Source organism: Rubrivivax gelatinosus (assembly GCF_004340905.1).
Classification (GTDB): Bacteria; Pseudomonadota; Gammaproteobacteria; order Burkholderiales; family Burkholderiaceae_C; genus Rubrivivax; species Rubrivivax gelatinosus.
In genome coordinates this window covers 119,806-144,574 of record NZ_SLXD01000001.1, presented here as the reverse complement: position 1 = coordinate 144,574, position 24,769 = coordinate 119,806, and the positions used below count along the sequence as shown (strand labels likewise).

Sequence of the window (24,769 nt, the reverse complement as noted above, 5' to 3'; positions counted from 1 at the left end):
TGACGCTGCGGCGCCGGTCGGCGCCGCAGCATCAGCCCATCGCTTCGAGCTGCTCGCGCAGCTGCGTCGTCTGCTGCGACCAGTAGGCCGAGCTGCCGAAATGCGGGAAGTTGATCGGGAAGCTCGGGTCAATCCAGCGCTCGGCCAGCCAGGCGGCGTGGCGCACCATGCGCAGCGTACGCAGCGGCTCGATCAGCGCGCGCTCGCGGTCGTCGAACTCGCTGAACTCCTCGTAGCCGGCGAGCAGCAGGTCGAGCTGGCGTGCGATCGTCGAGCGGTCGCCCGAGACCAGCATCCACAGGTCCTGCACCGCCGGGCCCTGCATGGCGTCGTCGAGGTCGACGACGTTCGGTGCGCCGTCACGCCAGAGCACGTTGCCCGGGTGGCAGTCGCCGTGCAGGCGCAGCGTGGCCAGCGGCTGCGCCGCGTCGAAGGCCGCCTCGACGGCGGCGAGCGCCTGTTCGCAGCTGGCCTGCCACGCGGGGCGCTGGTCGGCCGGCACGAAGCCGCCTTCGAGCAGCAGCGCCAGCGCGCGCCGGCCGTCGGTGCGGGCGTCGAGCCGGTGGCGATGTTCGAAGGGCCGCCTGCGGCCGACCGCGTGCAGCCGGCCGATGAAGCGGCCGATGCGGCGCAGCGTCTCGGGGTCGTCCAGTTCGGGCTCGCGTCCGGCGCAGCGTGCCGACACCGACCAGCGGTGCGCCCCGCGCAGCGCCAGCGTCGGCGGCGTACCGGCCAGCGTGACCCCGGCCTCGGCGCCGGCCAGCAGCAGGGGCGGCACCACCGGCACTTCGGCCGCGGCGAGTTCGAGCGCGAACGCGTGCTCCTCGAGGATCTGGGCGTCGCTCCAGCGCCCCGGCCGGTAGAACTTCGCGACCACGGCGCTGCCGTCCTCCAGGAACAGCTGGTAGACGCGGTTCTCGTAGGAATTGAGTTGCAGGATGCGGCCGTCCCCGCGCAGGCCGACGGCGTCGAGTGCGTCGAGGACCTGCTGCGGCGTGAGGTCGGCGTAGCCCGGGCGGGGTGTCATCGGGTCTCAGTGGCGGCGCGGCGGCGTGCCGTCGCGGCGATGGTCACCCGCCCGGCGGGTCGGCGTGACCCAGGGCGGTGCCGGCTGCAGCGCGGCTGCGGGCTCGGCAGGCACCTCGCCGACCCAGGAGTTCTCGGCCAGCGGCGCCGGCGCGTTGTCGATCCAGACGTGGCGATCGCGCCGCCGCGGCAGGGCCGGCGCCGGTTCCGCCGCGGCGCGATCGCGGGGCGTCGACGCCTCGACAAGGCGGGCCAGTTCGTCGGCGTCGGGCATCGCCTGCGGGTCGCAGCGCAGATAGCGCACGCGGCAGCCGGCGAGGATCTCGGCCTTGAAGCGGCGCTGTTCGCTCACGGCCGGGTCTTCGCTGCGCTCGAGGTCGATCGCGGCCAGCACGCGTCCGCTGGGGCTGCAGATCAGGAAGGCGACGTCCAGGGTGGCCATGCGCGGCACGAAGATGCGCGCGCGCTCGGCGTCCAGCGGGCGGCAGATGCGCCGCAGCGGCACGCGGGCAAGCACCAGCGAGCCGGGCAGCGCGTCACGCAGCACCCGGTGCACGCGCCGTTCGACGGCGTCGAAGACCGGCCGGGCGGCGAACAGTCCTTCGGGCGACGGTGCGGGTGCGGCGCGGGTGCGGCGCCGAGCGAACCACAGCGCCGCCGCTGCGCCGAGCAAGGCGCAGGCGATCGAGCTGAGGATCCAGGGCAGGGCGGGCGGCATGACGGGGCACCGCCGGACCGCGGCCGATGCGCCGACGATCTTAAACCGGGGGCGTCGTCCCGCGCTCCCGGGCGCCGGGCCGACGCGAGACCTGCGACACGGCCGCATCACCCAGCTCGGGCAGGGTGCCGACGCCGCCCCACAGGTTGAGCCAGCGGTCGAAGCGGCGCGCGTGGCGCTTGAGCCCGTAGTCGAAGTCCGCGACCTGCTGCTCGACCACCGCCTCCACCTGCGAGGCCAGGTCCTGCGGGGGCAGGTAGACGCGGGCAAGCGCGTCCGGGCCGTCGAAGCCGACTTCCGCGCCGGCGTTGCGCGCGATGCGCAGCATGGCGCTGTTCTCGGCCAGCGCGTGGATCAGCAGCGTGTACACGCCCCGGTTGCGCGCGTGCACCATGCACAGCCCGAACAGGCGCGAGCCCCAGCCGCGGCCGCGGGCACGTGCCGACACCGAGACGCCGAACTCCGCCTCGGCTCCGGGCCGGTCGCTCTCGCCCAGGTGGGCGAGGTGGGCGACCGCGACGAGTTCGAGGCGGCGGTTGAAGATGCCGAAGATCTCGTCGCGCTCGAAGTCCAGTCGCGCGACGTACTGCTCGATCTGGTGGTTGCCGGCCGCGTACCCGAAACGCAGGTAACGGTCGTGCCCTTCGAGGGCCAGCAGGTGCTGGAGAACGCGTGGACGATGGCGTTCGGCCAGCTTGCGGATGGGCGCCCACTGCTGCGCTGCCGCCGCCGCGGCCGCGCCTTGCTCGTGCCCAGGAACTTCGGACTCGGTCTGCATCGGGATCCCCAACAACTTCTGTTGGACGCATCCTATCCGAAGCCCTAGGGTTAACCCTCGTCCGATCTCCCCAGTTTGCTGTTCTAAACGGCGATAGTTGGCATCGCTGAACGGTGTATACTCGCGGGCTTTCCCGATTTCGGCTGGGAAAAGTACGTCCAGGTCGGGCGCCTTCGTGGTGCCGCGGCCAGCCCCGAGAGGCCGCCCCTGACAAGCGGTGCCGAGGGGATGGCGGGAAGTTCAAGCCGATCCAACGCGTGCCGCGTTCGCGGTGCGCCCATTGTGAAGACCCCCTCATGAAGACCTTCAGCGCCAAGCCGGCCGAGGTGAAGCACGAGTGGTATGTGATTGACGCCACCGACAAGGTGCTCGGACGTGTTGCCAGCGAAGTGGCACTCCGTTTGCGCGGCAAGCACAAGGCCATCTACACGCCTCACGTCGACACTGGTGATTTCATCATCATCGTCAACGCCGACAAGATCCGCGTCACCGGCACCAAGGCCACCGACAAGATCTACTACCGTCACTCGGGCTACCCGGGCGGCATCTATGCCACCGCCTTCAAGGACATGCAGGCCAAGCACCCCGGCCGCGCGCTGGAGAAGGCCGTCAAGGGCATGCTGCCGAAGGGCCCGCTGGGCTACGCGATGATCAAGAAGCTGAAGGTGTACGCCGGTGATACGCACCCGCACACCGCCCAGCAACCCAAGCCGCTGGCGATCTGAGGACTGCGATGATCGGACAATGGAACTACGGCACCGGCCGCCGCAAGAGCTCGGTGGCTCGCGTCTTCATCAAGAAGGGCACCGGCCAGATCGTCATCAACGGCAAGCCGATCGAAGCCTACTTCGGTCGTCAGACGTCGATCATGATCGTCAAGCAGCCGCTGCTGCTGACGGCCAATGACGCGGCCTTCGACATCAAGGTGAACGTGCACGGCGGCGGTGAATCCGGCCAGGCCGGCGCGGTGCGCCATGGCATCACCCGTGCGCTGATCGACTACGACGTCGCGCTCAAGCCCGACCTGAGCCGTGCCGGCTTCGTGACGCGTGATGCGCGCGAAGTCGAGCGCAAGAAGGTCGGCCTGCACGGCGCCCGCCGTCGCAAGCAGTTCAGCAAGCGCTGATCGGGCGGGCCGGTTCGTCCGGCTGCCCTGTTGTACGACGCCGCGCGGCCTCATCGGCCGGCGCGGCGTTTTGCCGTCCGCGTGTGGCAGCCAAAGACCGCGTCACCTTCGCGGTCGTCGTTTCCCGGCGTTCCGGGCTGCGATCCTGCGGCGCCACAATATCGAAGCCGGCGGTTCGCCGGCGGCGTGCCGTCACGCCCGAACTGGAGAACTCATGAACGCGATTGCCGATCTGGCCACCCCCGCCACCGAGGAAATGCCCGCGCCGCTGGTCTTCACCGACAGCGCTGCCTCCAAGGTGAAGGAACTCGTCGACGAGGAAGGCAACCCGGACCTGAAGCTGCGCGTGTTCGTGCAGGGGGGCGGCTGCTCGGGCTTCCAGTACGGTTTCACCTTCGACGAAGAGATCAACGAGGACGACACGCAGATGACGAAGAACGGCGTCACGCTGCTGATCGACGCGATGAGCCTGCAGTACCTGGTGGGTGCCGAGATCGACTACAAGGACGACCTCCAGGGCGCGCAGTTCGTGATCCGCAATCCGAACGCCACCACGACCTGCGGCTGCGGGTCCTCGTTCTCGGTCTGATCCCCGCTGGCGGCTTCGGCCGCCGTCCGTCACGGCACGCCGGCCTCGCGCCCGCGTGCCGTCGTCGTTTCAGGCGGGGTGAAAAGCGCCCAGCACCCGCTCGCCGCGAGCGCCGGTGACGGCGACGCGGTTGCCGGCACGGCGTTCGCGGTGCGCGCGCGCCAGCCAGGCAAAGGCGATCGCCTCGACCTGGTCGGGCGGGACGCCGAGCGCCGTGCTGGCCAGCACCTGCGCACGCGGCTGCAGTGCCGCCAGCCGCGACATCAGGTGGCCGTTGAAGGCGCCGCCGCCGCACACCACGAGGCGGGTCGTCGCCGGTGCATGCCGGTTCAGCGCGTCGGCGGCGCTGCGCGTCGTCAGCTCGGCCAGCGTCGCCATCACATCTTGCGGTCCGACGCCGGCGATCGGCATCGCCGCCAGCCAGGCCTCGTTGAACAGGTCCCGCCCGGTGCTCTTGGGTGGCGTGCGCGCAAAGAACGGTTCGGCCAGCAGCGCTGCCAGCAGCGCCGGGTCGACCCGCCCGCCGGCGGCCCAGGCGCCGTCGGCGTCGTAGGCGCGGCCCAGGTGGCGGCGCACCCAGTGGTCGAGCAGCGCATTGCCGGGGCCGCAGTCGAAACCGGCGACGCCGCCGCCGGCTGGCAGCAGCGTCAGGTTGGCGATGCCGCCGAGGTTCAGCACCGCCACGTCTTCGCCGGGCGCGCCGAAGACTTCGGCGTGGAAGGCCGGCACCAGCGGGGCACCTTCGCCGCCGGCTGCGAGGTCGCGGCTGCGGAAATCGCAGACGACGTCGATGCCGGTCAGTTCGGCGAGCAGCGCGCCGTTGAGCAACTGGAGGGTGTAGCCCGTGGCGTCGAACTCGCGCGGCCGGTGGCGGACCGTCTGGCCGTGCGCGCCGAGCGTGCGCACCGCCTGCGGCGCGAGTCCGGCGGCGTCCAGCAGCGCGCTGACCGTGTTCGCATAGCTGCGTGCGACCCCGTTGGCGGCCAGTGCGCCACGGTGCAGTTCGTCGACGCCGCCGGCCGTGTTCAGCGCCAGCAGTTCGGCCCGCAGTGCGGGCTCGAAGGGTCGGTGCACGTGGGCCAGCACACGCGGGCGCGCAGCGTCGAACTCGACCGCGACGGCGTCGATGCCGTCGAGCGAGGTGCCCGACATCAGCCCCAGCTCGATCGCCACCGTGGGCGCTCCGGCCGGTCTACTCGAAGCTCGGTCGGGCGGCGCGCGCCTCGGCCAGCTGCAGCTGCGAGCGCAGCCCCTGGGCGAGCTGCGCCAGCCGCGTGCGTGCGGCGGCGTCCAGCGTCACCTGCTCGGCGCTGCGTGCCACGCGCAGCGGGTCCTGCTGCATGCCGTTGAGCTTGAACTCGAAGTGCAGGTGCGGGCCGGTGGCCCAGCCGGTGGCGCCGACGGCGCCGATGCGCTGGCCCTGCTCGACACGCTGGCCCTTCTTGACGTCGATGCGGCTCAGGTGCGCATACAGCGTCGCGCGGCCGTTGCCGTGCTGGATCTGGATGACGTTGCCGTAGCCGTTCTGGCGGCCGGCGATGTCGACGACGCCGTCGGCCACCGTGCGCACCGGCGTGCCGGTGGGCGCGCCGTAGTCCACGCCCTTGTGCGCGCGCCAGGTCTTCTGGATCGGATGCAGGCGCATCGCGAAACCCGAGGTCACGCGCGAGAACTCCATCGGGCTGGCGAGGAAGCTGCGCCGCAGGCTGCGGCCTGCCAGGTCGTAATAGCCGCCCTTGCTGCCCGGGTTGAACCAGACGGCCTGGTAGCTCTGCCCACGGTTGACGAACTCGGTGGCGAGCACGCGGCCCACGCCTTCGTTCCAGGGCACGACCTCGCCGTCGGCGGTCAGGGCCTCGTAGACGACGCTGAAGGTGTCGCCCTTGCGCAGTTCGCGGTGGAAATCGATCTCGGCGGAGAAGATGTCGGCGATCTGGATCGCCACCGCGTCGGGCAGCATCGCGGCGTCGGTGGCGGCGAACAGCGAGCTCTGGATCGTGCCGCTGCCCAGGCGCGTCTGCACGGCCAGCGCCGCGGTCTCCAGGCGGCTCGTGAAGCCGCTGCCGCTGCGCTCGATGGTCAGGCGCGTGAAGTGCGTGCGCGACTGCTCGGGGTTCTCGGCCGGGTAGCGCACGACGAGCCGGGCGAGTTCGCCGCTGTCCGACGTGCGTGCCTGCACCATCTTGCCGCCCCGTCCGCCCACGACCTTGCGCGCGAGCGTGTCGTTGCGCAGGAAGCGTGCGGCAGCGTCATCGGTCACGCCCAGGCGGGCCAGCAGGCTTTGCGGCGTGTCGGTGCCGCGCGTGATCTCGGTGCGGTCGAGCTGCAGCGCCAGGTCGGCCAGCGCGTCGGCCTGCGCCTGCACGTCCTCGGGCGTGACGTCCTCGGTGATCAGGCGCTGGGGCAGCAGCGAGGCGTCGGGGGCGAGCGGCGCGATACCGAATGCGGTGATGCCGAAGCCTCCGAGCGCAACGACGACGGACGCGATGATGCTGCGGCGGTGGCGTCCTGCGAACGCCTGCGCCTGGCTGATCAGGCGCTCCGGGGAGATGCTCGGTCCCAACGTGTCGATCCGGTCTCGTTGTAGGCCGTCGGTACGGGGGCGGCCTCGTGTCGTCCTCTAGAATCCTTCGCCCAGTCCTACAACGGGCCGCGCGAGTATAGCCAAGCCCCCCACGGTCGAGGGGCCCGCCCGTATCAAATAACTGCCATGTCCGACTCCTCTGCTGCTCCGTTGATGCCGATCACAGATCGCGTCAGGGAGGCGATGCGCATTTCCCTGCGCGGCTGTGACGAACTGATCCCCGAGACCGACTGGCTGAAGAAGCTGGCCCGCGCCGAAGCCACCGGCACGCCGCTGCGCATCAAGCTGGGCCTGGACCCGACGGCGCCCGACATCCACATCGGCCACACCGTCGTGCTCAACAAGATGCGCCAGCTCCAGGATCTGGGGCATACGGTGATCTTCCTGATCGGCGACTTCACCTCGACGATCGGCGACCCCTCCGGCCGCAACTCGACGCGCCCGCCGCTGACGCGCGAGCAGATCGAATTCAACGCCCAGACCTACTACAAGCAGGCCAGCCTGGTGCTCGACCCGGCGCGCACCGAGATCCGCTACAACAGCGAATGGTGCGACGCGCTCGGCGCGCGCGGCATGATCCAGCTGGCGGCGCGCTACACCGTCGCGCGCATGATGGAGCGCGACGACTTCAAGAAGCGCTTCGAATCGAACACGCCGATCAGCGTGCACGAGTTCCTCTACCCGCTGATGCAGGGCTACGACTCGGTGGCGCTCAAGAGCGACCTCGAACTCGGCGGCACCGACCAGAAGTTCAACCTGCTCGTCGGCCGCGCGCTGCAGGCCGAGTACGGCCAGGAGCCGCAGTGCGTCCTGACGATGCCGCTGCTCGAGGGCCTGGACGGCGTCGAGAAGATGTCCAAGAGCAAGGGCAACTACGTCGGCATCACCGAGCCGGCGAACGACATGTTCGCCAAGATCCTGTCGATCAGCGACACGCTGATGTGGCGCTGGTACACGCTTCTGTCCTTCCGCAGCGAGGACGAGATCGCCGCGCTCAAGCGCGAGGTCGAGGGCGGGCGCAACCCGAAGGACGCGAAGGTGATGCTCGCCAAGGAGATCACGACGCGCTTTCACAGCGCCGCCGCGGCCGAGGCCGCGCACGAGGACTTCCAGCGCCGCGCCGCCGGCGGCGTGCCCGACGAGATCCCCGAGTGCACGCTGGCCGGCGCGCCGCTGGGCATCGCCGCGCTGCTCAAGCAGGCCGGCCTGGTGCCCTCGAGCAGCGAGGCGATGCGTCTCGTCGAGCAGAACGGCGTGCGGGTCGACGGCGGCGTCGTCTCGGACAAGGGGCTCAAGCTCGCGGCCGGCACCTACGTCGTGCAGGTCGGCAAGCGCAAGTTCGCGCGCGTGACGCTGGGCGCCTGAGCGCCCGGCCGGTCGCGTCCGCCCCGCGATGCAGGTCAGCAGCTACCTGAAGATCTCGATCGCGGTCGCCATCGCGACGATCGCGCTGAAGACCGGCGCCTGGTGGGTCAGCGGCAGCGTCAGCCTGCTGTCCGACGCGATGGAGTCGCTGGTCAACCTGGCCGGCGCCACCTTCGCGCTGGCGATGGTCACCGTCGCCTCGCGCCCGCCCGACGAGGAGCATCCCTACGGCCACCACAAGGCCGAGTACTTCTCCAGCGGCTTCGAGGGCGTGCTGATCTTCGTCGCCGCGCTGGCCATCATCTGGGCCGCGGTCCAGCGTTTCCTGCACCCGCAGCCGCTGGAGCAGCTGGGCCTGGGCCTGCTGCTGTCGGCGGTCAGCTCGGTGCTCAACGGCGTGCTCGCCTGGACGATGCTGCGCAAGGCGCGTGCGGTCGGCTCGATGGCGCTGGAAGGCGATGCCCGCCACCTCTTCACCGACGTCTGGACTTCGGCCGGCGTGATCATCGGCCTGGCGCTGGTGCACTTCACGCACTGGCTGTGGCTGGACCCGGCGCTGGCCATCGTGGTTGCGCTGAACATCCTGCGCGAAGGCGCCTCGCTGGTCTGGCGTTCGGCCAGCGGCCTGATGGACCAGGCGCTGGAGCCCGAGGTCATCGCCAAGGTCGACCGGGCGCTGGCCGGTTTTGCCGGCCAGCCGATCCGTTTCGACCACGTCGTCACGCGCCGTGCCGGCCAGCGCCGCTTCGTCGACCTGCACCTGCACGTGCCCGGCGCCTGGACGCTGGCCCACGCCGCCCAGGTGCGCACCGAGGTCGAGGCCGCACTGATGGCCGCCGTCCCTGGGCTGCGCGCGAGCATCCAGTTGCTGCCCGTCGACGCCGAGGCGATCGCGTTGCCGGGCGAGGAGGATCCCGAGCGATGATCGCGTTGATTCAGCGCGCCGCCGGCGCCCGCGTGGAGGTGGCCGGCCGTGTCGTCGGCGAGATCGCGCAGGGCCTGCTGGTGCTGGTCTGCGCCGAGCCGTCGGACACGCCGGCACAGGCCGCCCGGCTGCTCGACAAGCTGTTGAAGCTGCGCATCTTCAGCGACGACGCCGGGCGCATGAACCGCAGCGTTCAGGACGTCGGCGGCGGGCTGCTGATCGTCTCGCAGTTCACGCTGGCGGCCGACACCGCTGGCGGCAACCGGCCGAGCTTCACCGGCGCCGCGCCGGCCGAACTGGGTCGTGCGCTATACGAAGAGCTGCTGCGTCTGGCGCGCGAGCGCCATCCGGTCGTCGCGGCCGGCGAGTTCGGCGCCCACATGCAGGTGCACCTGGTCAACGACGGGCCGGTGACGATCCCGATGCGCGTGGCGTAGGAACGAAAACGCCGCGCGGGGCGCGGCGTTGCGGTGGCGGACAGCCGCCTCAATCAGTCAGCCTTGCAGGCCGCGCGCTCGCGGAGCTCGCGCCCTTCCTGAGGCGCGCGCCCGTGCGCAGGCGCGGTCCCATGTCCTCAGCCCTCGCGCGTGAAATCGCGCTCGGGCCTTCGCCTGGCGTGCAACGCCTTCCGGCGTCGCACGTCCGGGCTCAGTCAGCCTTGCAGGCCGCGTCCTCGCAGAGCTCGGACCCTGACTGCAGCGTGTGACCGTGCGCAGGCACGGTCACACGTCCTCAGTCAGCGTACTGCCCGGCGGCTTTGAGGATCGGGCCCCACTTGTTGATCTCGGCCTCGACGAACTTCTTGTGTTCGGCCGGGCCGACGCGGTTGTCGGTGACGACGACGGCGCCCAGCGCTTCCTCGCGCTTGATGAAGTCGGCGTCCTTCAGCGCCTTGCGCAGCGCGGCGTTGAGCGTGTCGAGCACCGGCTTGGGCGTGCCGCGCGGCGCGTAGACGCCGTGCCAGATCGTCACGTTGAAGCCCTTGACGCCGGACTCGTCCAGTGTCGGCAGCTTGGCCAGCGCCGGCGCCGTCAGGCGCTTGGTCGTCGTCACGGCGTAGGCCTTGACCTTGCCGCTTTCGATCTGGCCGGTGGTGTTGGTCGTCTGGTCGCACATCAGGTCGACCTGGCCGCCGAGCAGGTCGGTCATCGCCGGCGCGGTGCCCTTGTACGGCACGGTCGTCATGTCGATGGCCAGGCTCTGCTGGAACAGCACGCCGCACAGGTGCGACGCGGCGCCCAGGCCGGCGTTGGCGAGATTGACACGGCCCTTGTTGGCCTCCAGCCACTTGCGCAGTTCGGCGAAGTTGCCGGCCGGCAGATCGGGGCGGCCGATCAGCGTCATCGGCACCTCGTTGATCAGGCCGACGTACTCGAAGTCGTCCAGCGTCTTGTACGGCAGGTTGCGGTACAGCGCCGGCGAGGTCGCCATGCCGATGTGGTGCACCAGCAGCGTGTAGCCGTCCGGCGACGCCTTGGCGACCTTGGCCGCGCCCAGCGTGCCGCCGGCGCCGCCGACGTTCTCGATGACGATCGTCGTGTTGTTGAGCTGCTTGCGCAGCGCTTCGGCCAGGTCGCGTGCGACCTTGTCGGTCGGGCCACCGGCGGCGAAAGGCACGACGACGGTGATCGGCTTCTCGGGGTAGGCGGCCGAGGCGGCGGCGGCGAACGTCGCGGCGGCCAGGGCGAACAGCGTCTTCTTCATGAGGGGCCTGTCTCCTGTGGTGGTGGTGGGCTGTGACCGTGAACCCGCGAATCCTAGGGCGCCGGCCCCGCCCGCCACGTCGGGAAATACGTATGCACGGCGGCCGCGCGAGGCGGAATTGACGGCTGTCAGCCGACGTGACCGCGGCGAGCGTGACGGATCCCCGCTCGGCTTGATCGCGAGGCGTCCGCGCCGGCCGGTGCAACCGCAGAATCCTGCAGGTTTGCCCGCACCCGACACCTCACCATGACGATGAACCCTTCGATCCCGCGCCGCACCCTGCTGGCCGCGACGGCCTCGTTCGTGTTGCCCCCGGTCTTCGCGCAGTCGGCGCGGACGCTGCGCTTCGTCATCGGCTTCCCGTCCGGTGGCTCGAGCGATGCGATGGGCCGTGCGCTGGCCGAGCGGCTGGCGCCTGCGCTGCGCCAGCCGCTGGTCGTCGAGAACCGCCCGGGCGGCGGCGGCACGACGGCCGCGGCGCTGGTGGCCAAGGCCGAACCCGACGGTTCGACGCTGATGCTGGCGTCCTCGCACCACCTCGTCGCCCAGCATGTGCAGCGTGGCCTGCCCTACGAGTTCGCCACCGCGTTCGAGCCGGTCGCGGCGATGGCGGCGGTGCCTTCGGTGCTCGTCGTGCCCGCGCGTTCCAAGTTCTCCGGCGTCAAGGACGTGGTGGCCGCCGCCGGGCAGACGCGGCTGCGCTACGGTTCGGTCGGTGCGGGTTCGACGCAGCAGGCGACGGCCGAACTCTTCCGCATCCGCACCGGCATCAAGCTCGACGGTGTCAGCTTCGCGGGCGGCAACGCGATGATGGCCGGGCTGGGCAGCGGCGAGATCGACCTGGCCTTCGAGACCATCCCGTCGGCGCTGGCGCAGATCCAGTCGGGCAAGGTCCGGGCGCTGGCCGTGTCGACAGCCAAACGGTCGTTCGCACTGCCCGACGTGCCGACGCTGGCCGAGGCCGGGCTGTCGAGTTTCGATGCCCCGGTGTGGTACGGCGCGGTGGCGCCCGCGGGCACCCCGCGCGCGACCGTCGAGCGGCTCAACGAGACGATCAACCGCCTGCTCGACGGCGGCGAGTTCAAGGCCCAGCTGCTGCAGATGGGTGCCACGCCGGTGACGATGTCGCCGATCGAATGGGCCGGCGCGATCCGCGTGGACCTGAAACGCTGGGAGCGCCTGGCGCGCCAGGCCAACCTGGTGGCCTGAGCGGCCGCGTTCAGCCGACGCGGCGCAGGTCGTCGATGACCTTGCCGTCGTTGGGCAGCTGGCCCGGGTCGCAGAGCTCGACCTCGGCGCGCAGCTTGGTCACGTCGCGCACCGTCTGCACGATCGACGCGGCCAGGCCTTCGGGCCGGCGCGTGCACTCGACCATCAGCGTCATGCGGTCGTCGGCCATCTCGCCTTCGACGATCAGGCGCGCACGGCCCAGTTCCGGGTGCCGGCGCAGCACCTCGGCGACCTGCGCCGGGTGCACGAACATGCCGCGCACCTTGGCCGTCTGGTCGGCGCGGCCCAGCCAGCCGCGGATGCGCGCGTTCGTGCGGCCGCTCGGGCAGGCGCCCGGCAGGATCGCCGACAGGTCGCCGGTGCCGAAACGGATCAGCGGGTAGTCGGGGTTCAGCACCGTGACGACGACCTCGCCGACCTCGCCGTCGGGCAGCGGCTCGCCGGTGCCGGGGCGCACGATCTCGACGACGACCGACTCGTCGAGCACCAGGCCTTCGCGGGCCTCGGTCTCGTAGGCGACGAGGCCGAGGTCGGCGGTGGCGTAACTCTGGAAGGCCTCGATGCCGCGCGCGCGGAAGGCGTCGCGCAGCGCCGGCGGAAAGGCCTCGCCGCTGAGCGCCGCCTTGCGCAGCGCCGGCAGGCGCAGGCCGGCGATGTCGGCCTTCTCCAGCAGGATGCGCAGGAAGCTGGGCGTGCCGGCGTAGGCGTCGGCACGCAGCTCGGCCAGCGCCTGCAGCTGCAGCTCGGTGTTGCCAACGCCGCCGGGGAAGACCGCGCAGCCCAGCGCCAGCGCGCCGCCTTCCATCATCGAGCCGGCCGGCGTCAGGTGGTAGCTGAAGCTGTTGTGCACCAGGTCGCCGGCCTTGAAGCCGGCGGCGCGCAGCGCACGCCCGAAGCGCCAGTAGTCGGCGGCCGAGCCCTCGGGTTCGTAGATCGGCCCGGGCGACTGGAAGACGCGGCGCGCGATGCGCACCGCGCCGATGCCGCGCCAGCCGATGGCCGCGAAACCGCCGAAGGGGTCGCCGCCGGCGGCACGTTCGGCGGCCTGGCGTTCGAGCAGCTCGTGCTTGCGTGTCACCGGCAGCGCGGCCAGCGCGGCGCGGCTCGTCACGGCCGCCGGCTCGACGCCTTGCAGGCGCTCAGCGAACGCCGGCGTGCACAGCGCCGCGGCCACCTGGGCCGGCAGCGCCGCCAGCAGCGCCGCCTCGCGGGTGGCGGGGTCGCGTGTTTCCAGCGGGTCCAGGGCGGGATCGTTCATCGTCGTGGGCTCCTAGTCATCGCGGTCGCTCCAGCCGGCGAGCCGCTTCTTCAAGTCGGCAACGAAGTCGCGCACGTCCGCGCTTGAGCGCAGTGTCTTCGTCTGCCAATCCGGGCTCTGGCGCGACGGCCGCTTCACCGCCTGCGCCTTCAGCGCCGTGTCGTCCATCTCCACCCGAACGATCGCGCAGCCGCGGCGCTCGAACACCCCGGCACGCTCGGCGAGCCCCAGCTCGCGCAAGTCGCGCCGCAGCCGCTGCAGCGCCTCGGCCGGGTTGAAGGCCGGCGGGGCGAACCCCAGGAAATCGTCGTCGTTCATGGCGGATCCCGATGCAGTCGAAGAACCGCCATTCTTCATCGTCGCGGTCAGCGGGCTCGCGAGGCCAGCACGGCATTCGCCATCAAGCCCTCGCCGCGGATCCGGCTCCGCCGGTCCGCCGGCGAGCGGCCCCCTTGGGGGGTAGCGAGCGAACGCGAGCTTGGGGGCACCATCAACTCAACCAGCGCTTGCGCCGCTTGTAGCTCTTGGCATCGCGGAAGCTCTTGCGGTCGCCGCCGCCCATGCCGAGGTAGAACTCCTTGACGTCCTCGTTCTCGCGCAGCGCCTCGGCGCTGCCGTCCATCACCACGCGGCCGTTCTCGAGGATGTAGCCGTAGTCGGCGTACTTCAGCGCGATGCTGGTGTTCTGTTCGGCGAGCAGGAAGGTCACGCCTTCGCGCGTGTTCAGGTCCTTCACGATCTCGAACACCTCCTCGACGATCTGCGGCGCCAGGCCCATCGACGGTTCGTCTAGCAGCACCATCTTCGGGTTCGCCATCAGCGCGCGGCCGATCGCGCACATCTGCTGTTCGCCGCCCGAGGTGTAGGCCGCCTGGCTGGTGCGCCGCGTCTTCAGGCGGGGGAAGTAGGTGTAGACCTTGTCCAGCGTCTGGGCGACCGCGGCGCGCCCGTCGCGGCGCGTGTAGGCGCCGGTCATCAGGTTCTCCTCGATCGTCAGGTGGGCGAAGCAGTGCCGGCCTTCCATCACCTGGACGACCCCGCGTTCGACCATCTGCGAAGTCGACAGCCGCTCGATGCGCTCGCCGCGCAGCTCGATCGCGCCCTTGGTCACCTCGCCGCGCTCGCCGGCCAGCAGGTTGCTCACCGCGCGCAGCGTGGTCGTCTTGCCCGCCCCGTTGCCCCCCAGCAGCGCCACCACGCCACCCTCCGGCACACGCAGCGACACCCCCTTCAGCACCAGGATCACGTGGTTGTAGATGACCTCGATGCCGTTGACGTTCAGCAGCACATCACCCATGCCGTCCTCCGCAGAAAGATAGGGGCCGCGCGCAGCGCGCCCCGCCCCTCAAGCAACCGCGGCGGAACCGGCTCTGCCGGGCCGCTCGCGGTGCCCCCCTGGGGGGGAGCGGCGAAGCCGCTACGGGGGGGGGTCAACTCTGACAATCGGCAGGCGAGCGCCGCGTCAGCTTCTTCTCGCCCGCGTAACGGTCCGCCGCGCTCTTGATCATCGGCTTGAGGATCTGCTCGTCGGCCTGGTACCAGTCGGAACTGAAGCCCCACTTGGCGCCGTCCCAGGTCTGCACACGCGCCCAGGTCGAGCCCTGGTGGTCCATGCACGAGGTGCTGATCGGGCGGATCACGCCGGTCAGGCCGAGCTGCGCGAGCTTCTTGTCGTCCAGCGCCAGGTTCTCCAGGCCCCAGCGCACCTGCTCGCCGGTCATCACCTTGCCCTTGCCGAAACGCTCCTGCGCGCGGCGCACGGCCTCCACGCCCAGCGCCTGGATGATCACGCCGCGCGTGTACAGCACCGAGCCCACCTCGTCCTTCGGCCCGGTGCCCTGGCCCTTGTCGTGCACGTGCTTGAGGATGTCCTGGATGACCTGCGGCGTCGTGCCCGAGGTGTTCAGCGCCAGCGCGTTGTAGCCCTTGGCGCCCATGCCGACGTCCTTGACGTCGGGTTCGGCGCCGGCCCACCAGACGCCGTACATCTTCTCGCGCGGGAAGCCGGTGGCCTGGGCCTCCTTCAGCGCGGTGGAGTTCATCACCCCCCAGCCCCACAGCAGCACGTAGTCGGGGCGCTGCTGGCGCACCTGCAGCCAGGCCGACTTCTGCTCCACGCCCGGCGCCGTCACCGGGATCTTCACGAGATCGAAGCCGTGCATCTTCTGGCGCTCGTCGAGCAGCGGGATCGGCTCCTTGCCGAAGGGGCTGTCGTGGTAGACGAGCGCGATCTTCTTGCCCTTCAACTTGTCCAGCCCGCCTTCCTTCTTGCCCAGGTGCTGGATCAGGATGTCGGCGGCGGTCCAGTAGCTGCCCATCAGCGGGAAGTTCCACTTGAAGACGCCGCCGTCGGCCGAGGACGACAGGCCGTAGCCCAGCGTCAGCAGCGGCACCTTGTCGGCCGGCGCCTTGTCGGTCAGCGCGAACGTGATGCCGGTGGCCTGCGGGTCGAACAGCGAAGCGCCCTTGCCCTTGAGCCGTTCGTAGCACTCGACGCCCTTGTCGGTGGCGTAGCCGGTCTCGCATTCCTCGAAGCTCAGCTTGACGCCGTTCACGCCGCCGTCGCGTGCGTTGATCATCTTCAGGTAGTCCTGCTTGCCGTTGGCCCACGGCGTGCCGTTGGGCGCATACGGGCCGGTGCGGTAGACCAGCAGCGGGAAGAACTGCTCCTTGGCCTGGGCGAAGGCGCCCGTGGCGGCGACCAGCGCCGCGGCGGCCAGGGTGTACGAGGCAAGCTTCATCGTGTCTCCGTATGTGCTGTTGTCGTGAGGGCTGCGGGGGCTAGTGAGGAAATGGCCAGAGGCGCAGCTTTTCCTTGGCCGTGGACCAAAGCCGCGCGATCCCGTGCGGCTCGACGATCAGGAAGAAGACGATCAGCGCGCCGAAGATCATGTAGGTCAGGTGCGCGGCCAGCGCCGTGTCGATGGGGATGCCGAACCAGTAGGGCAGGCTGTCGAGCACGATCGGCAGCACGACGATGAACGCGGCGCCGAAGAAGCTGCCCATGATCGAGCCCAGGCCGCCGATGATGATCATGAACAGCAGGTCGAACGAGCGGTTGACGCCGAAGGCCGCCGGCTCCCACGAGCCCAGGTGCACGAAGCCCCAGAGTGCGCCGGCGACGCCGACGATGAACGAGCTGACCGCGAAGGCGCTGAGCTTGGCGTAGACCGGGCGGATGCCGATCACCGCCGCGGCGACGTCCATGTCGCGGATCGCCATCCACTCGCGGCCGATGTGGCCGCGCACCAGGTTCTTGGCCAGCGTCGCGAACACCAGCACGAAGGCCAGGCAGAACAGGTACTTCTGCACCGGCGACTCGATCGTGATGCCGAGGAACTGCAGCTCGGCGACGCTGACCGAACCCGATGACGAGCCGTTGGTCACGAACTTCAGCCGCAGCGCCGCCCAGTCGACGAAGAACTGCGCCGCCAGCGTCGCCACCGCCAGGTACAGGCCCTTGATGCGCAGCGAAGGCAGGCCGAACAGCACGCCGACCGCGGTCGAGCACAGCCCGCCGAGCAGGATCGACGCGACGACCGGCATGCCGTCCAGACGCACCTGGAAGTTGTAGGCCGCGTAGGCGCCGACTGCCATGAAGGCCCCGGTGCCCAGCGAGATCTGGCCGCAGTAGCCGACGAGGATGTTCAGGCCCAGCGCGGCCAGTGACAGGATCAGGAACGGGATCAGGATCGCGCGGAACAGGTACTCGGGTGCCACCAGCGGCACGACGACGATCGCCAGCGCCAGCAGCAGCGCGATCGCGACGCGGTCCTGGCGGATCGGGAAGACCTGCAGGTCGGCGCGGTAGGACGTCTTGAACTGGCCGTTTTCGCGGTAGAGCATGCTGCGGCTCCGTTCAGACGCGGTCGATGATCTTTTCCCCGAACAGCCCTTGCGGCCGCACGAAGAGGAAGACCAGCGCCAGCACGTAGGCGAACCAGATCTCGATGCCGCCGCCGAGCATCGGCCCGATGTAGACCTCGGAGAGCTTCTCGCCGACGCCGATCACGAGACCGCCGACGATGGCGCCGGGCACCGAGGTCAGCCCGCCGAGGATGACCACCGGCAGCGCCTTCAGCGCCACCAGCGACAGCGAGAACTGCACGCCCAGCTTGCTGCCCCAGATGATCCCGGCGACCAGCGCGACGAAGCCGGCGACGCTCCAGACGATGACCCAGATGCGGTTCAGCGGGATGCCGATCGACTGCGCCGCCTGGTGGTCGTCGGCCACGGCGCGCAGCGCGCGGCCGGTGGCGGTCTTCTGGAAGAACAGGCTCAGCGCGGCGACCAGCGCGGCGGCGATCAGCGCCGCGTACAGGTCTTCCTTGTTGACCAGGATGCCGCCTTCGAAAGTGTCCTGCAGCATGAACACCGGGTCCTTGGGCAGGCCGACGTCGATGGGATAGATGTCGTTGCCGAAGATCGTCTGGCCCAGGCCTTCGAGGAAGTAGGCGATGCCCAGCGTCGCCATCAGCAGCGTCACGCCTTCCTGGTTGACCAGCTTGCCCAGCACCAGGCGCTCGATGGCCCAGGCGACGACGATCATCACGCCCATCGCGGCGATGATCGCCAGCAGGTTGGCCAGCAGCTGGCTCTCGAAGCCGAACCAGGCCGGAAACCAGGCCGAGAAGCGCGCCATCGCCAGCGCCGCGAACAGCACCATCGCGCCCTGGGCGAAGTTGAAGACGCCGCTGGCCTTGAAGATCAGCACGAAGCCGAGCGCGACCAGCGCGTACAGCATGCCGGTCATCAGGCCGCCGATCAGGGTTTCGAGGAAGAAGGCCATGGTCAGGGTGCGCCGCCGTAGGCTCCCTCTCCCGCGAAGCGGGAGAGGGCGGGGGGTGAGGGGAGACGCGTGCCACGAGCCCTCACCCCAGCCCTCTCCCGCGGGCGGGAGAGGGGGGCAGGCCGGCGGTGCGCGTCGCGGGTCATCACTCGGAAGAAGCTCAGTGAGACGTGCCCAGATACGCGGCGATGACGTCGGGATTGCTGCGCACCTCCTCGGGCGTGCCGTCGCCGATCTTCTTGCCGTAGTCGAGCACGACGACGCGGTCGCTGATGTCCATCACCACGCCCATGTCGTGCTCGATCAGCACGATGGTCGTGCCGTACTCGTCGTTGACGTCGAGGATGAAGCGGCTCATGTCCTGCTTCTCCTCGACGTTCATGCCGGCCATCGGCTCGTCGAGCAGCAGCACCTGCGGCTCCATCGCCAGCGCGCGGCCGAGGTCGACACGTTTCTGCAGGCCGTAGGGCAGGCGCCCGACCGGCGTCTTGCGCCAGGCCTGGATCTCGAGGAAGTCGATGATCTTCTCGACCGCCTCGCGGTGCTCGCTCTCCTCGCGTTCGGCCGCGCCCCAGCGGATGGCCTGCTGGAAGAGGTTGGTCTTCATCTTCAGGTTGCGGCCCGACATGATGTTGTCGAGCACGCTCATGCCCTTGAACAGCGCCAGGTTCTGGAAGGTGCGCGCGATGCCCATCTCGGCGACCTGGCGGCTGTTCATGTGCGCGAAGGTCTTGCCGCGAAAGCTGATCGAACCCTCCTGCGGCGAGTAGACGCCGTTGATGCAGTTCAGCATCGAGCTCTTGCCCGCGCCGTTGGGGCCGATGATCGAGCGCACCTCGTGCTCGCGCACGTCGAAGCTGATGTCGGTCAGCGCCTTCACGCCGCCGAACCGCAGCGAGATGTTGCGCACGTCGAGGATCACCTCGCCGCCGCGGCGGCCGGTGGCCGCGGGCGGCGCCTCGGCGGCGTCCGCGTTCAGGGGTCGATCGAGCACTGCTGCCACCTCAAGCTGCCTTTCGCTGCGCGGGGAAGACCTTGGTGTCGAGGATCGCCAGCGTCGCCGAGACGCTGCCGCTGCGCCCGTCCTCGAACTTCACCGCGGTCTCGATGAACTGCTCGCTGCGGCCCTCGTAGAGCGCGTCGACCAGCGCCGCGTACTTCTCGGCGATGAAGCCGCGCCGCACCTTGCGCGTGCGCGTGAGCTCGCCGTCGTCGGCGTCGAGCTCCTTGTGCAGCACGAGGAAGCGGTGGATCTGGCTGCCGGCCAGCCGCTCGTCGCTGGCGAGGTCGGCGTTGACCTGCTCGACGCACTCGCGCACCAGCTCCAGCACGGGCGGCTTGGCCGCCAGGTCGGTGTAGCCGGCATAGGGCAGGTTGCGGCGCTCGGCCCAGTTGCCCACCGCCTCGAAGTCGATGTTGACGAAGGCGCAGACCTTCTCGCGGCCGTCGCCGAAGGCCACCGCCTCCTTGACGAAGGGGAAGAACTTCAGCTTGTTCTCGACGTACTTGGGCGCGAACATCGCGCCGTCGTTGGCGCCGCCGGCCAGGCGCCCGACGTCCTTGGCGCGGTCGATGATCTTCAGGTGGCCGTGCCCGTCCAGGAAGCCGGCGTCGCCGGTGTGGTACCAGCCGTCGGCGGTCAGCACCTCGGCGGTGGCGGCCGGGTTCTTGTAGTACTCCTTCAGCAGCCCCGGGCTCTTCACGAGGATCTCGCCGCTGTCGGCGACGCGGATCTCGACGCCGGCGATCGGCACGCCCACCGTGTCGGCGCGCACCTCGTGGTCGGGCTGCAGGCAGACGAAGACCGCGGTCTCGGTCGAGCCGTAGAGCTGCTTCAGGTTGATGCCGATCGAGCGGTAGAAGCTGAACAGGTCCGGGCCGATCGCCTCGCCGGCGGTGTAGGCGACGCGCACGCGCGAGAAGCCCAGCGTGTTGCGCAGCGGGCCGTAGACGAAGAACTGGCCCAGCGCGTAGGCGATGCGGTCACCCAGGCCGATCGCCTTGCCGTCCATCCGCTGCGGGCCGACACGGCGCGCCACCGCCATCGCGCGCCGGTACATCCAGCGCTTGATCGCCGAGGCGTCCTCCATGCGGATCGTCACGCTGGTCAAGAGCGCCTCGAAGATGCGCGGCGGCGCGAAGTAGTAGGTCGGGCCGATCTCCTTCAGGTCGATGGTCACCGTCGCCTGCGACTCGGGGCAGTTGACGACGTAGCCGCAGGCCAGCCACTGCGCGTAGCTGAAGATGTTCTGGCCGATCCAGGCCGGCGGCAGGTAGGCCAGCACCTCCTCGCGCTCGCTGAGGCGGTCGAAGTCGCGGCCGGCCGCGGCGCGGTCGAGCAGCGAACGGTGGGTGTGCACCACGCCCTTCGGGTTGCCGGTCGTGCCCGAGGTGAAGAACATCGCCGCGACGTCCTCGGGCGAGCCGGCCTCGACGGCGGCGTCGAAGACGCCGGGGTTCGCGGCGTCGTGCGCGCGGCCGGCCTCGATCAGCGTGTCCAGCGACGCGAGGCCGCGTTCGGCGTACTTGCGCAGGCCACGCGGGTCGTCATACCAGAGGCGCTCCAGCCGCGGGCAGGTCTCGCGCAGCTCGAGCAGCTTGTCGACCTGCTCCTGGTCCTCGACGACAGCGCAGCGCACGTCGGCGTTGGTGATCGGGAAGGCGTATTCGGGCGAGGCCGCGTCCTGGTACAGCGGCACCGGCACCGCGCCGATGGACTGCAGCGCCAGCATCGAGGCATACAGCCGCGGCCGGTTCTCGCCGACGACGACGACGTGCTCGCCGCGGGCGATGCCCGCCGCCGCGAAGCCGCCGGCCAGCGCCCGCACCAGCGCCAGCAGTTCGCTCCAGGACAAGGTCTGCCAGATGCCGTAGACCTTCTCGCGCAAGGCGGGGGCCTGCGGGCGGCGCTTCGCATGCTCCAGCAACAGACGCGGAAAAGTCGTCGGCACGGCGGGCTCCTGGCACGGGTTGAAACCATTGTGCGAAGTGCTTTGACGTCGGGTTGTCGTTCTGACGACAATCTTCGGGAACGTCCCACCGGGTCTTTCCCGCACGTGCCATGACGTCCGCCACGTCCTCGTCGGGTTCTGCCGCGCTCGCGTCGCGTTCGCGCGCCGCCACCGCCGATGAACTCGCCGGCATCCCCTGGCTGGGCCGGCTCGACGCCGTCGAACGCGAGCGTGTGCTCGCCGACCTGCGTGTGGTGCAGGTCGAGGCCGGCGAGTACGTCTGCCGCATCGGCCGGCCGGTGAGCTACTGGTTCGGGCTCATCGACGGCCTGCTGAAGATGAGCAACGACTCGGCGCTGGGCATGCCGATCACCTTCACCGGCGTGCCGCCGGGCGGCTGGTTCGGCGAAGGCACGGTGATCAAGCGCGAGCCCTACCGCTACAACATCGAGGCGCTGCGGCGCAGCCACGTCGCCGGCATCGGCGCCGACACCTTCCACTGGCTGCTGGACCGCAGCATCGGCTTCAACCGCTTCGTGATGCTGCAGTTGAACGAACGCCTCGGGCAGTTCATCGGCGCACGCGAGATCGACCGCCTGACCGACCCCGACGAGCGTGTGGCGCGCAGCCTGGCCTCGCTGTTCCACCCGACGCTGTACCCGGGCGTCGGCGAGGTGCTGCACATCACGCAGCAGGAGCTGGGCTACCTCGTCGGCCTGTCGCGCCAGCGCGTGAACGAGGCGCTGCGTGCGCTGCAGGCACGCGGGCTGATCCGCGTCGAGTACGGCGGCGTGCGCGTGCTGGCGCTCGACGGGCTGCGCGGCTTTCGTGCCGGCGGCTGAGCCGCGGCCCTGAGGCCGGTGATGTCGAGCGGGGTGCGGGCCTACACTCGCCGGCTTCGTCCTAGCCTGTCAATGCTGAAGATGATCAGAGCCTGGTTCAGTGCCGCGGCCTTCGTGCTGTCGGCATCCTTCGTGCACGCCGCGCCGCCTCCCAAGGCCGCGCTTCCCGCCGGCGTCGCCGCCGTCACCACCGTCGAGGGCATCGCCGAGTACCGGCTCGCCAACGGCCTGCAGATCCTGCTGGTGCCCGACGAGTCCAAGCCGACGACGACGGTCAACGTCACCTACCGCGTCGGCTCGCGCCACGAGAGCTACGGCGAGACCGGCATGGCGCACCTGCTGGAGCACCTGCTGTTCAAGGGCACGCCGACGACGCGCAACGTGATGGCCGAGTTCAGCCGCCGCGGCCTGCGCGCCAACGGCACGACCTGGTTCGACCGCACCAACTACTTCGCCAGCTTCGCCGCCAACGACGACAACCTGCGCTGGTACCTGTCCTGGCAGGCCGATGCGATGGTCAACAGCCTGATCGCGCGCCGCGACCTGGACAGCGAGATGACCGTCGTGCGCAACGAGATGGAGATGGGCGAGAACAGCCCCGGCGGCGTCCTGCTGCAGAAGACGATGGCCGTCATGTACGACTGGCACGCCTACGGCAAGGACACGATCGGCGCGCGTGCCGACGTCGAGAACGTCGACATCCCGCGCCTGCAGGCCTTCTACCGCCGCTACTACCAGCCCGACAACGCGACGCTGATCGTCAGCGGCCGCTTCGACGTCGCCAGGACGCTGGGCTGGGTCGTGCAGAGCTTCGGCAAGATCCCGCGTCCCAAGCGTGTCATCGAACCGACCTACACGCTGGACCCGGCGCAGGACGGCGAACGCACCGTGACGCTGCGCCGCAGCGGCGGCGCGCCGCTGGTCTTCGCCGGCTACCACGTCGCGCCCGGCGCCAGCGCCGACTTCGCCGCCGCCTCGCTGCTGGCCAACATCCTCGCCGACGCGCCTGCCGGCCGGCTGCACAAGCGTCTGGTCGAGGGCAAGCTCGCCGCGTCGAGCTTCGGCGTCGCCTTCGGCCTGGCCGAGCCCGGCGTGCTGTTCGCCGGCATCGAGCTGGCCCCGGGCCAGGACGTCGAGGCCGCGCGCAGCGCGATGCTCGCCGCGATCGACGCCGTCGCCACCGAGCCGGTCACCGCCGAGGAGCTGGACCGCGCCCGCGTGAAGTGGCTCAACGGCTGGGAGAAGGGTTTCAGCGATCCGCAGGCCGTCGGTGTCGAGCTGTCGGACGCGATCGCACGCGGCGACTGGCGCCTGTTCTTCGTCGAACGCGACCAGATCGAGAAGCTGACCGTCGAGGACCTGAACCGCGTCGCGCGCCAGGTGCTGCTGCGTGACAACCGCACCGTCGGCACCTACCTGCCGACCGAGGCCCCGCAGCGTGCGCCGGCACCGGCGCGTGTCGACGTCGCCGCGCTGGTCAAGGACTACCGCGGCCGCCAGCAGCTCGCCCAGGCCGAGGCCTTCGAGGCGACGCCGGCCAACCTCGACCGCCGCACCCAGGTCTCGGCGCTGCAGAGCGGGCTGAAGGTCGCGCTGCTGCCCAAGAGCACGCGCGGCAACGCGGTGCAGGCGCGGCTGCGGCTGCACTTCGGCACCGGCCAGGCGCTCGAGGGCCAGGAGACGGTGGCCAGCGTCGTCGCCGAGATGCTCGACAAGGGCGGCGCCGGTCTGACGCGCCAGCAGATCGCCGACCGTTTCGACGCGCTGCGCGCCCAGGTCGGTTTCAACGCCAACGGCCAGGACCTCGACGTCTTCGTCGTCACGGTGCGCGAGCACCTGCCGGCCACCCTCGCGCTGATCGGCCGGCTGCTGCGCGAACCGGCCTTCCCGGCCGACGCACTCGACGAGATCAAGCGCCAGTGGGCGACGGCGATCGAGAACCAGAAGCACGAGCCCGAGGCGCTGGTCGCCAACGCGCTGATGCGCCACGGCAACCCGTACCCGCGCGGCGACCTGCGCTACGCGCTGACCTTCGACGAGATCGCCGAGGACATCGCCGCGGTCGACGCCGCCCAGCTGGCCGCCTTCCACCGCCGCTTCTACAGCGCCGCGGCCGGCGAGTTCAGCGCCGTCGGCGACTTCGACGCCGAGGCCGTGCAGCGTGCGCTGGTCGTCGCCTTCGCCGACTGGCGTGCGCCGGCCGGCGGGGCGCAGGCCTACGAGCGCCTGCCCAACCCGCGTTACGAGGTCGCGCCGGCGGCCTTCAAGCTGCAGACGCCGGACAAGCAGAACGCCAACCTGCGCACCGCGCTGGCGCTGCCGCTGTCCGACCGCGACGCCGACTACCCGGCGCTGCTGGTGGCCAACTACCTGTTCGGCGGCAGCACCTCGTCGCGGCTGTGGACGCGTGTGCGCGAGACCGAAGGCCTGAGCTACGACGTGCGTTCCTCGATCGACTGGAACCGCATCGAGCAGAACTCGAACTGGGCGGTGAGCGCGATCTTCGCGCCGCAGAACCGCGCCAAGGTCGAGGCCGCGGTGATGGCCGAGCTCGACAAGGCGCGCCGCGAAGGCTTCAGCCAGGCCGAGTTTGAAGCCGGCCGCAAGGGCCTGCTGAACACGCTGCGCCTGCAGCGCGCGCAGGACCCGGTGGTCGCCGGCCAGCTGACGTCCAACCTCTACCTGGGCCGCACGTTCGCGTTCTCGCAGCAGGTCGACGACAAGATCTCGGCGTTGACGCTCGAGCAGGTGAACGCCGCAATGCGCAAGTACCTCGATCCCTCGCGCTGGAGCATCGCCTGGGGCGGTGACTTCAAGGAAGGCAACTGAGTACCGCCGGGCCGCGTGCCCGGCTGCTCATCGCGAACGGCCCGTCGACGACGGG

General features: G+C 70.3%; 23 protein-coding genes. 9 read left to right on the top strand and 14 right to left on the bottom strand.

From position 1 onward, the window contains the following. Nucleotides 1–31 precede the first annotated feature (31 nt). From EV684_RS00680 to EV684_RS00670, 3 genes are read right to left on the bottom strand one after another with little or no spacing between them, the layout of a single operon-like run. Nucleotides 32–1,027, bottom strand: coding sequence for a serine/threonine protein kinase (locus EV684_RS00680; RefSeq protein ID WP_132644281.1), 996 nt, complete (start codon nt 1,025–1,027; stop codon nt 32–34). Nucleotides 1,028–1,033: 6 nt separating this feature from the next. After that, a complete protein-coding gene (locus tag EV684_RS00675) occupies nt 1,034–1,744 on the bottom strand; it encodes a DUF2726 domain-containing protein (protein WP_132644280.1) in 711 nt (236 codons plus the stop codon). Between the two features lie 40 nt (nt 1,745–1,784). Next, nucleotides 1,785–2,522 (bottom strand): GNAT family N-acetyltransferase, encoded by a 738-nt coding sequence (locus EV684_RS00670; protein ID WP_132644279.1) that lies wholly within the window; start codon nt 2,520–2,522, stop codon nt 1,785–1,787. Nucleotides 2,523–2,818: 296 nt separating this feature from the next. Between EV684_RS00670 and rplM the strand changes: the two genes are divergently transcribed. The 3 genes from rplM to erpA all read left to right on the top strand — a co-directional run bounded on the left by rplM (nt 2,819) and on the right by erpA (nt 4,237). Further along, nucleotides 2,819–3,247: a 50S ribosomal protein L13 gene (gene rplM / locus EV684_RS00665; protein WP_132644278.1), complete on the top strand. Its 429-nt coding sequence runs from the start codon at nt 2,819–2,821 to the stop codon at nt 3,245–3,247. A gap of 8 nt (nt 3,248–3,255) precedes the next feature. Beyond that, nucleotides 3,256–3,648, top strand: a complete 393-nt coding sequence (gene rpsI, locus EV684_RS00660) for a 30S ribosomal protein S9 (RefSeq protein ID WP_132644277.1) — start codon at nt 3,256–3,258, stop codon at nt 3,646–3,648. 214 nt (nt 3,649–3,862) lie between these two features. After that, the gene (erpA, locus tag EV684_RS00655) at nt 3,863–4,237 is read left to right on the top strand and encodes an iron-sulfur cluster insertion protein ErpA (protein ID WP_132644276.1); all 375 of its coding nucleotides are present in this window, start codon (nt 3,863–3,865) and stop codon (nt 4,235–4,237) included. Between the two features lie 69 nt (nt 4,238–4,306). Here the strand turns inward: erpA and EV684_RS00650 are convergent, their stop codons facing one another. Further along, nucleotides 4,307–5,410: an anhydro-N-acetylmuramic acid kinase gene (locus tag EV684_RS00650; protein ID WP_200222297.1), complete on the bottom strand. Its 1,104-nt coding sequence runs from the start codon at nt 5,408–5,410 to the stop codon at nt 4,307–4,309. Between the two features lie 19 nt (nt 5,411–5,429). After that, complete coding sequence (locus EV684_RS00645; RefSeq protein WP_132644275.1) at nt 5,430–6,800, bottom strand: M23 family metallopeptidase; 1,371 nt, start codon at nt 6,798–6,800, stop codon at nt 5,430–5,432. A 147-nt stretch (nt 6,801–6,947) separates the two neighbouring features. On the opposite strand from EV684_RS00645, the gene tyrS reads away from it, so the two are divergent. Genes tyrS through dtd form a run of 3 tightly spaced genes read left to right on the top strand, consistent with a single transcriptional unit; the run spans nt 6,948 to nt 9,548 of the window. Continuing rightward, nucleotides 6,948–8,186: a tyrosine--tRNA ligase gene (gene tyrS / locus EV684_RS00640; RefSeq protein ID WP_132644274.1), complete on the top strand. Its 1,239-nt coding sequence runs from the start codon at nt 6,948–6,950 to the stop codon at nt 8,184–8,186. 28 nt (nt 8,187–8,214) lie between these two features. Beyond that, nucleotides 8,215–9,111 (top strand): cation diffusion facilitator family transporter, encoded by an 897-nt coding sequence (locus tag EV684_RS00635; RefSeq protein ID WP_132644273.1) that lies wholly within the window; start codon nt 8,215–8,217, stop codon nt 9,109–9,111. Continuing rightward, complete coding sequence (gene dtd, locus EV684_RS00630; protein WP_132644272.1) at nt 9,108–9,548, top strand: D-aminoacyl-tRNA deacylase; 441 nt, start codon at nt 9,108–9,110, stop codon at nt 9,546–9,548. The genes EV684_RS00635 and dtd overlap by 4 nt, the downstream gene beginning before the upstream one ends. A 295-nt stretch (nt 9,549–9,843) precedes the next feature. On the opposite strand, the gene EV684_RS00625 is transcribed toward dtd, so the two are convergent. Beyond that, nucleotides 9,844–10,815: a tripartite tricarboxylate transporter substrate-binding protein gene (locus EV684_RS00625; RefSeq protein WP_132644271.1), complete on the bottom strand. Its 972-nt coding sequence runs from the start codon at nt 10,813–10,815 to the stop codon at nt 9,844–9,846. A gap of 246 nt (nt 10,816–11,061) precedes the next feature. Here EV684_RS00625 and EV684_RS00620 point away from each other — a divergent pair, with 246 nt between their 5' ends. Continuing rightward, a complete protein-coding gene (locus tag EV684_RS00620) occupies nt 11,062–12,024 on the top strand; it encodes a Bug family tripartite tricarboxylate transporter substrate binding protein (RefSeq protein WP_243651000.1) in 963 nt (320 codons plus the stop codon). A 10-nt stretch (nt 12,025–12,034) separates the two neighbouring features. Here the strand turns inward: EV684_RS00620 and EV684_RS00615 are convergent, their stop codons facing one another. The 8 genes from EV684_RS00615 to EV684_RS00580 form a co-directional block, all read right to left on the bottom strand. Then, nucleotides 12,035–13,303 carry a phenylacetate--CoA ligase family protein gene (locus EV684_RS00615; protein ID WP_132644270.1) on the bottom strand — a complete coding sequence of 423 codons (1,269 nt, stop codon included), beginning with the start codon at nt 13,301–13,303 and terminating at the stop codon, nt 12,035–12,037. Nucleotides 13,304–13,315: 12 nt separating this feature from the next. Next, on the bottom strand, nt 13,316–13,621 hold the full coding sequence (locus tag EV684_RS00610; protein WP_132644269.1) for a hypothetical protein: 306 nt from the start codon (nt 13,619–13,621) through the stop codon (nt 13,316–13,318). Nucleotides 13,622–13,793: 172 nt separating this feature from the next. Further along, nucleotides 13,794–14,600: an ABC transporter ATP-binding protein gene (locus EV684_RS00605; RefSeq protein WP_132644268.1), complete on the bottom strand. Its 807-nt coding sequence runs from the start codon at nt 14,598–14,600 to the stop codon at nt 13,794–13,796. A 133-nt stretch (nt 14,601–14,733) separates the two neighbouring features. Then, nucleotides 14,734–16,044: an ABC transporter substrate-binding protein gene (locus EV684_RS00600; RefSeq protein WP_132644267.1), complete on the bottom strand. Its 1,311-nt coding sequence runs from the start codon at nt 16,042–16,044 to the stop codon at nt 14,734–14,736. Between the two features lie 40 nt (nt 16,045–16,084). Further along, nucleotides 16,085–17,149 (bottom strand): branched-chain amino acid ABC transporter permease, encoded by a 1,065-nt coding sequence (locus tag EV684_RS00595; protein ID WP_132644266.1) that lies wholly within the window; start codon nt 17,147–17,149, stop codon nt 16,085–16,087. 13 nt (nt 17,150–17,162) lie between these two features. Beyond that, the gene (locus EV684_RS00590; protein WP_132644265.1) at nt 17,163–18,092 is read right to left on the bottom strand and encodes a branched-chain amino acid ABC transporter permease; all 930 of its coding nucleotides are present in this window, start codon (nt 18,090–18,092) and stop codon (nt 17,163–17,165) included. Nucleotides 18,093–18,252: 160 nt separating this feature from the next. Beyond that, entirely contained in the window at nt 18,253–19,071 is an 819-nt protein-coding gene (locus EV684_RS00585; RefSeq protein WP_132644746.1) for an ABC transporter ATP-binding protein, read from the bottom strand. 25 nt (nt 19,072–19,096) lie between these two features. Continuing rightward, nucleotides 19,097–21,043: an AMP-dependent synthetase/ligase gene (locus EV684_RS00580; RefSeq protein WP_132644264.1), complete on the bottom strand. Its 1,947-nt coding sequence runs from the start codon at nt 21,041–21,043 to the stop codon at nt 19,097–19,099. A gap of 110 nt (nt 21,044–21,153) precedes the next feature. Here EV684_RS00580 and EV684_RS00575 point away from each other — a divergent pair, with 110 nt between their 5' ends. Together EV684_RS00575 and EV684_RS00570 are read left to right on the top strand one after the other, a co-directional pair. After that, entirely contained in the window at nt 21,154–21,885 is a 732-nt protein-coding gene (locus tag EV684_RS00575) for a Crp/Fnr family transcriptional regulator (protein ID WP_132644263.1), read from the top strand. 72 nt (nt 21,886–21,957) lie between these two features. After that, nucleotides 21,958–24,714 (top strand): M16 family metallopeptidase, encoded by a 2,757-nt coding sequence (locus EV684_RS00570; protein ID WP_242478433.1) that lies wholly within the window; start codon nt 21,958–21,960, stop codon nt 24,712–24,714. The last annotated feature ends 55 nt before the right edge of the window (nt 24,715–24,769 follow it).